This window comes from Kistimonas ophiarachnellae (genome assembly GCF_057552235.1).
This window is the reverse complement of the sequence record NZ_BAAJPA010000033.1, coordinates 1-5,301: the sequence shown is the minus strand read 5'-3', so window position 1 is coordinate 5,301 and position 5,301 is coordinate 1. Positions and strand designations below refer to the sequence as shown.

Annotated in this window: 6 protein-coding genes; all 6 read right to left on the bottom strand. The window is 37.9% G+C overall.

Annotated features, from left to right (window positions below; genetic code table 11):
* Window positions 1-410: 410 nt before the first annotated feature.
* The 6 genes from AC27K1_RS21460 to AC27K1_RS21435 all read right to left on the bottom strand — a co-directional run bounded on the left by AC27K1_RS21460 (window position 411) and on the right by AC27K1_RS21435 (window position 5,165).
* Window positions 411-761, bottom strand: a complete 351-nt coding sequence (locus AC27K1_RS21460; RefSeq protein ID WP_487152838.1) for a hypothetical protein — start codon at window positions 759-761, stop codon at window positions 411-413.
* A 46-nt stretch (window positions 762-807) separates the two neighbouring features.
* Window positions 808-1,110 carry a hypothetical protein gene (locus tag AC27K1_RS21455; protein WP_487152837.1) on the bottom strand — a complete coding sequence of 101 codons (303 nt, stop codon included), beginning with the start codon at window positions 1,108-1,110 and terminating at the stop codon, window positions 808-810.
* Between the two features lie 111 nt (window positions 1,111-1,221).
* Complete coding sequence (locus tag AC27K1_RS21450) at window positions 1,222-2,688, bottom strand: hypothetical protein (protein ID WP_487152836.1); 1,467 nt, start codon at window positions 2,686-2,688, stop codon at window positions 1,222-1,224.
* Between the two features lie 214 nt (window positions 2,689-2,902).
* Window positions 2,903-3,703: a hypothetical protein gene (locus AC27K1_RS21445; RefSeq protein WP_487152835.1), complete on the bottom strand. Its 801-nt coding sequence runs from the start codon at window positions 3,701-3,703 to the stop codon at window positions 2,903-2,905.
* Between the two features lie 81 nt (window positions 3,704-3,784).
* Window positions 3,785-4,408, bottom strand: a complete 624-nt coding sequence (locus AC27K1_RS21440) for a GIY-YIG nuclease family protein (RefSeq protein WP_487152834.1) — start codon at window positions 4,406-4,408, stop codon at window positions 3,785-3,787.
* Between the two features lie 97 nt (window positions 4,409-4,505).
* Window positions 4,506-5,165 carry a lecithin retinol acyltransferase family protein gene (locus AC27K1_RS21435; protein ID WP_487152833.1) on the bottom strand — a complete coding sequence of 220 codons (660 nt, stop codon included), beginning with the start codon at window positions 5,163-5,165 and terminating at the stop codon, window positions 4,506-4,508.
* Between the last annotated feature and the right edge of the window lie 136 nt (window positions 5,166-5,301).

The window sequence follows — 5,301 nt, the reverse complement described above, 5'->3', positions numbered from 1 at the left end:
AAGCTGTGGGGCGCCGCAGGCGTCCCACACCAGCGCCTTGTTAAACTGCCCTTGCAACCCTGATAAATTTTTAGTTTGGCACTGAGTTTGAAACACCACAGCGCCGAAATGCCTGGACTATGCACGGAGAAAGCCGGCGACGCGAAGCTGACTGGCACAATGTGAATACTGGCGTTGCACGGAGGAAAAAGCGCAAGGCCAATTGCCAGCTTTACTGAAACAGCGAACAGCGTTGAATTTGAAGCTGGCATTGCACGTGGAAAAATTAGCGGACTTTCACGCCAGATGCACCGCACTAAAAAATGCTGAAATTTAATCCCGATGTTTTGGGAAATAATAATATTTCACCAACGCAGTTTAACGCCAAATTCAGCGGCACGAGCGGAGCGAGTGTCCGCTGGAATTTTTTGTTATGCGCTTTGCAGGTTGCTGAGATAGTACTCAATTTGACCTTGTGCGTCGTATAGAGTTGCTATGAATTTTTCGTCAATTTTACCACCAATTGCTACGGGTAGTACTGAAACAGCTTCACAAACTGCTGGATAGTAGAAAGCAAGTTCTATTGCTGTGGCTTCTCTCTCTGTTTTCAATTTATTGGATTTATCACGCTCATACATTAATTTTGTTTTGACAACACCATAAGCATTTTTTACCTCTGCTTTATTCGGGTATTTACAGGATGCAAGCTCAATCACATTATCAAGTTGTTGTATAAACCGCTCCAATTGTGATTTTACCTTTGATACATCTTCGTTTGACATTGATGAAAACTCTATATTAACTTTGAATTAGTTGTTCTTCAAAGATTTACTGATCTGATTCAGTTTTTCTTAATTTCTGAATCAATGCGCTAGAAAATGCACTATGAAATCTCTTCAGGATTTTATCTTCATGGCTTATCTCAATTGTTGCTCCTTTGGATTTTCGGATTGAATCCAAGGTTGTTCCTCCTACAATAGCATCAGCCATAAGCTGCGGAAGATACATTGTTGCACAATATTTACAACAGTAAACTTGATCCTCTGAGGCTAACCAGGCAGCATCAGCCTTCCTCTCTCCACAAAACGTACAATTTTCTACATTATCTTTATCAAAATTTTCAATTATCACTGTACTCTCCTTTTGGCGCATAACGCCTAAATAAGGGGCTGCCGTAGGCAGTCCTTTTGATTTACTTGTTAAGCGCTTTTTTGGGGTTGTTTGCAGGGGTTAATAGATATTTTATGCCGCTGAGCCGCTATAAATTTTTTCTTCCTCGGTTGTTATTTTATCGATTTTGTTTTTGTAACCATTGAACTCACTGATAAAGTTGATGAGTTCTTTTTTATAACGGGCCTTCTTGTTTCTGTCTATGGTGTTCTCATTGTGTAACTCTGCGAGCTTGGTATGCTCTGGGTATTTTTTATGGAAAAGTTCCAAAAGGTTTTGATTATTGCCAGATTTTTTGCGTTGTAGATGTCTACCAATGCTAAAAATACGCATTAGTATTTTCATTGTTGGTTTTAGTTGATTTTCACTTTTTTGATAGGCATGTTCTGCCTCATCCAAAAGTCTGGTAGCTTCTGGGAGCTCTTTCTCTAGGCGTTCGATCTCGCACTCCAATTCTGGTTTAAGCTTAATGTTGAACTCTTGGATTTTTTTTATGTATTTTTGTGTGTCAACAAAAGTGCTGCAAGATGCGATGCCTGTAATTAAATCAATAGCACCGGTTATTTTTTCACCACGATATTGATTCAATGATAGGCTGTTATCTATTCTGTATTTGTCTTTTTGGCAAGAATGGAATTGAGCAAAGTAGGGGATATTTGTTTTGTTTTCTAAGATCTCACTAAGTCCATTTACCAATAGCTCGCATTCACTAAGGATGTAGGTTTCGATAAATGCCTGTTCATTATCTTTATATAGATTGACAGCGTCTCTTACATAGGTCATGACATCGAACCAACTTTCATCTTCGAGTTGGTGTCTTGATGTATGGCGTATGATTTCATATAGTGATCCATTGCTATAAACAACCCAATTGGAATAGGGAGCGATAGCAATGTCTTTAAAATAGAGAGTCAGATAGAAGTAACTTGAATTGCCATATCCAAAATTAGTATCAATTTTAACTTTAATATCTTTAGTTATAGAAAATAGTGGGTGTGCCCATCCACGTTTTCTATGTGAATATGCACGGCATGAATCTGAGCGATGTGCTTCGTCATAAGAGAACTCAATGGCATATGGTAAATCGCGTTCAAGTATTATCCTTTTTAAATGTTTTTTATCTTCAATTATTTCTTTATCTTTTTCTTGTTTAGTTAATTCCTTGTCATAAACGTATCTTAAATTTTCAAACCCTTCAATAGATTGGTATGGTTTGTCAATGTGCCAGCAAAAGTCCTTCTCCTTAAGTACTTCAATAATCTCAGGGTGTAGGTCAAGGATTTCATTTACGTTTTCGATTATTTCTTCACTGTCGCAAAGTCTATATATTTCATCGATCTTCGCTCTAAGTGGGTTGGCTATTTCTAAATAATCAATTTTTACTCTCTGTTCATCTCTGTCTTTGAATAATCCGATCAAGTGTGTTTTATTGATCTTTATGTGCTCAGGTAGACTTTCTGTTTCTTCTCTTCTTTTTTTCTTTATTAGACGTTCAATGCTTTCTTTAAAACTACCCGTTTCTTCGTTACGAGGCATCATATCTACTTTAATCCAAAATATTACTGTGGAATCTACGCCGTGAAAAATAGAGAATGTGATTTTCTGCTATGTCATGTTTAAACCCAATTTTGAAGGTTGCTCGGAGCAGAGGCGCTTAACGCCAAAATAAGCGGCACCGCCGTAGGCGGTGTCCGGTGGAGCTGCGTCGCAGCGGAACGAACTTGATTTTTTTGTTAGGCGTAACTTTATATAGTTAGTAGCAGGGATACCAATTTTCAGGAAGATCCCATGTAATAGTTTGTTTAAAGCCACTTGGTTGGATATTTGGGTTATTGCTAACATGCGCACTAACTATTGTAACTTTCATTTTATTGTTAGCAATACTCTCTACAAATCCTACAAAGGTTAGATTTCTTTGCTTCTTACACACTTTTGTTCCAATACCGCTTGCTAGAATTTGTTGCGCCTGTTGTTCTTTTTTAATTTTTTCCTGAGCAGCTTTTACTGCTTGCTGTTTTTCATGATTCAGAGCAATGGAGGCTTTTTCTGTATCTGTTTTATAGTCAAGATTATTTTTTATCCATGTGTTCCATTGATCATTTTTTATAGAGTGTTCATTTGTTATTGCAAAAACACCGATTTGAGTTCCTGAAGCGCAATCTTTCTTTCCAATTGATTTGTCGATCATGTTTCCAAAACCAACTTTAGCAAAGAATAATGGTGATTCTTCATCATTCTTTTTACACCAATTATTTTGAAAGCTTCCTCCAAGGTTTTCACAGTATTGAGAAATATAAGACTTAGCCAAGACATGAACATTTGAAGGATTTGCACACCACCATCTTTGATAGCTATTAAAACCAGCATGTTTTGTTAGTCCAGGATTTTTGCCAGATGGATCATATAAATCATATGGGCTAAACCCTCTTTGAGTTGAATTTTTAAAGTCACTTAGTTTATGGCTTAAGTCCATTGATGTAGGATCAATAGATGTAGACTGTGTCGCACACCCTGAAATTAAAAATGCCAATAATATTAGTTGAAATAGTTTCATCCTTGTTTTCCTTTTTTATTGCTTTTTGTTGATTGTTACGCCTAACGCCTGCGTGTGCGGCTTGTCCGCACGACGCACTTGTTAGCTGCTTTCTTCGTCACTATAGATTTCATTGTAAATTTCACGGAGTAATTTGCCTTCAAAAGTCCAATGCGGCGATGGTTGGACTGAATAATCTATCCCCATAATTTCTCGTGTTGCAGCAGTCAGACTCATTACTTGATCATTGAATATTACTTTTTTATCACCGCTTACTTTTACACTTACAGTTCCATCTTTATAAATAAGTTCTGAACCGTCAGGAATATTCATTTCCGAAAAATTAAGATTTGGTCTTTTGTTTAGTTTCTTTCCGGAGTCTATTTCTGCTTGAGAGATATTATTATTTAGCTCCTTATTTAGCTCAGGTGTTACATCCCTATTACCCAAGAGTTTTAAAATTGCTATCGCCTGTTCCGCATCAATTTTAAAGAACTCTCTATTTGGGTTTATCCTACAAGGGCCGAAAGCAATATGTAATGCAGATTCGACTTGTGAGCAATCATCTACTTGAATAGCATAAACACAGTTAAACGGAACAGGTACTCCGGTAGTATAAAGCTGATTCATTCTTGCTTTAACATCAGCCTGTGTTGTCTTACCTATTTTCACAATTCCAGGCATTGCAGGATTGGAAAGGATATAGACGATTTGACTTTCTTCCATAATGTCCCCTTGAATGATTATTGGTTGCACTTTGGCAGCTAACGCCTGCGTAAGGGGCGCCGAAGGCGTCCCTTCTTGACGCACTTGTTACATGCGATTAATCGAGGAGCCAATCTAAAGCTTTTTTAACCCCGTATCCAACACCAACAGCTACGGCAATAGGTGCTGCAACTGTAGAAAGAGATCCTGCTGCTACGGCTGAGGCTACAGTTGCCGCTGTACTACCTGTCACTGCACTTGCAGCTGCAACTCCAGCGGCACTACTTGCAGCAGTTGATGTTGCAGATTTTATCGCTGTTGTTGTAACTGTCTTTTGGACAGTATCATGAATCGCATCGCTAGCCGTTTTTTGTACCATAGTCGTTAGAACAGCCTCTGTAGCTTTCTTTTTCATTAATTCATTTGATGCAAAAGCAGCATTTGATACAACTTTATTTACTTGAGAGCTTGATTTGATGCCGTAGAAACACCATGTGACAAAGTGCTCACAGTTATTAAAAATTAAATTGTATGAATCTTCACCAAGTTTAGACATTGCTCTCTCCACACGTTCTGTCGCGTCGAAGAGTGGTAGTACGTGATTTTTGATACGGCAGCTATTTCCATTAGAAAAATCTTCCAAGCTCGTAATCTCGATAGAGCCTTTATCAAAAGCTTCAGCGAATCCGGAATAATGTATTACCCTTTTTCCACCCAAGTATAAACCGTGATGTTCATACCCAAGTCTTGATGAAACTAAATGATCACCCTTTTTCATAATACACCTCTGATTTATGTTTGTTGGTCTTATTTTAGCCAACTAAGTTTTGGCGATGTTGATGTATGTCAATTTTTACAGAATGGTTACTGATTCAGGAAAATAGAGAAACTGACTCGGAATTAGCCATAGCATG

Bases quoted from the DNA above. Each gene is read 5' to 3' on its own strand.
- AC27K1_RS21435 (WP_487152833.1), bottom strand. From the start codon at position 5,165: ATGAAAAAGGGTGATCATTTAGTTTCATCAAGACTTGGGTATGAACAT.
- AC27K1_RS21440 (WP_487152834.1), bottom strand. From the start codon at position 4,408: ATGGAAGAAAGTCAAATCGTCTATATCCTTTCCAATCCTGCAATGCCT.
- AC27K1_RS21460 (WP_487152838.1), bottom strand. From the start codon at position 761: ATGTCAAACGAAGATGTATCAAAGGTAAAATCACAATTGGAGCGGTTT.
- AC27K1_RS21445 (WP_487152835.1), bottom strand. From the start codon at position 3,703: ATGAAACTATTTCAACTAATATTATTGGCATTTTTAATTTCAGGGTGT.
- AC27K1_RS21450 (WP_487152836.1), bottom strand. From the start codon at position 2,688: ATGATGCCTCGTAACGAAGAAACGGGTAGTTTTAAAGAAAGCATTGAA.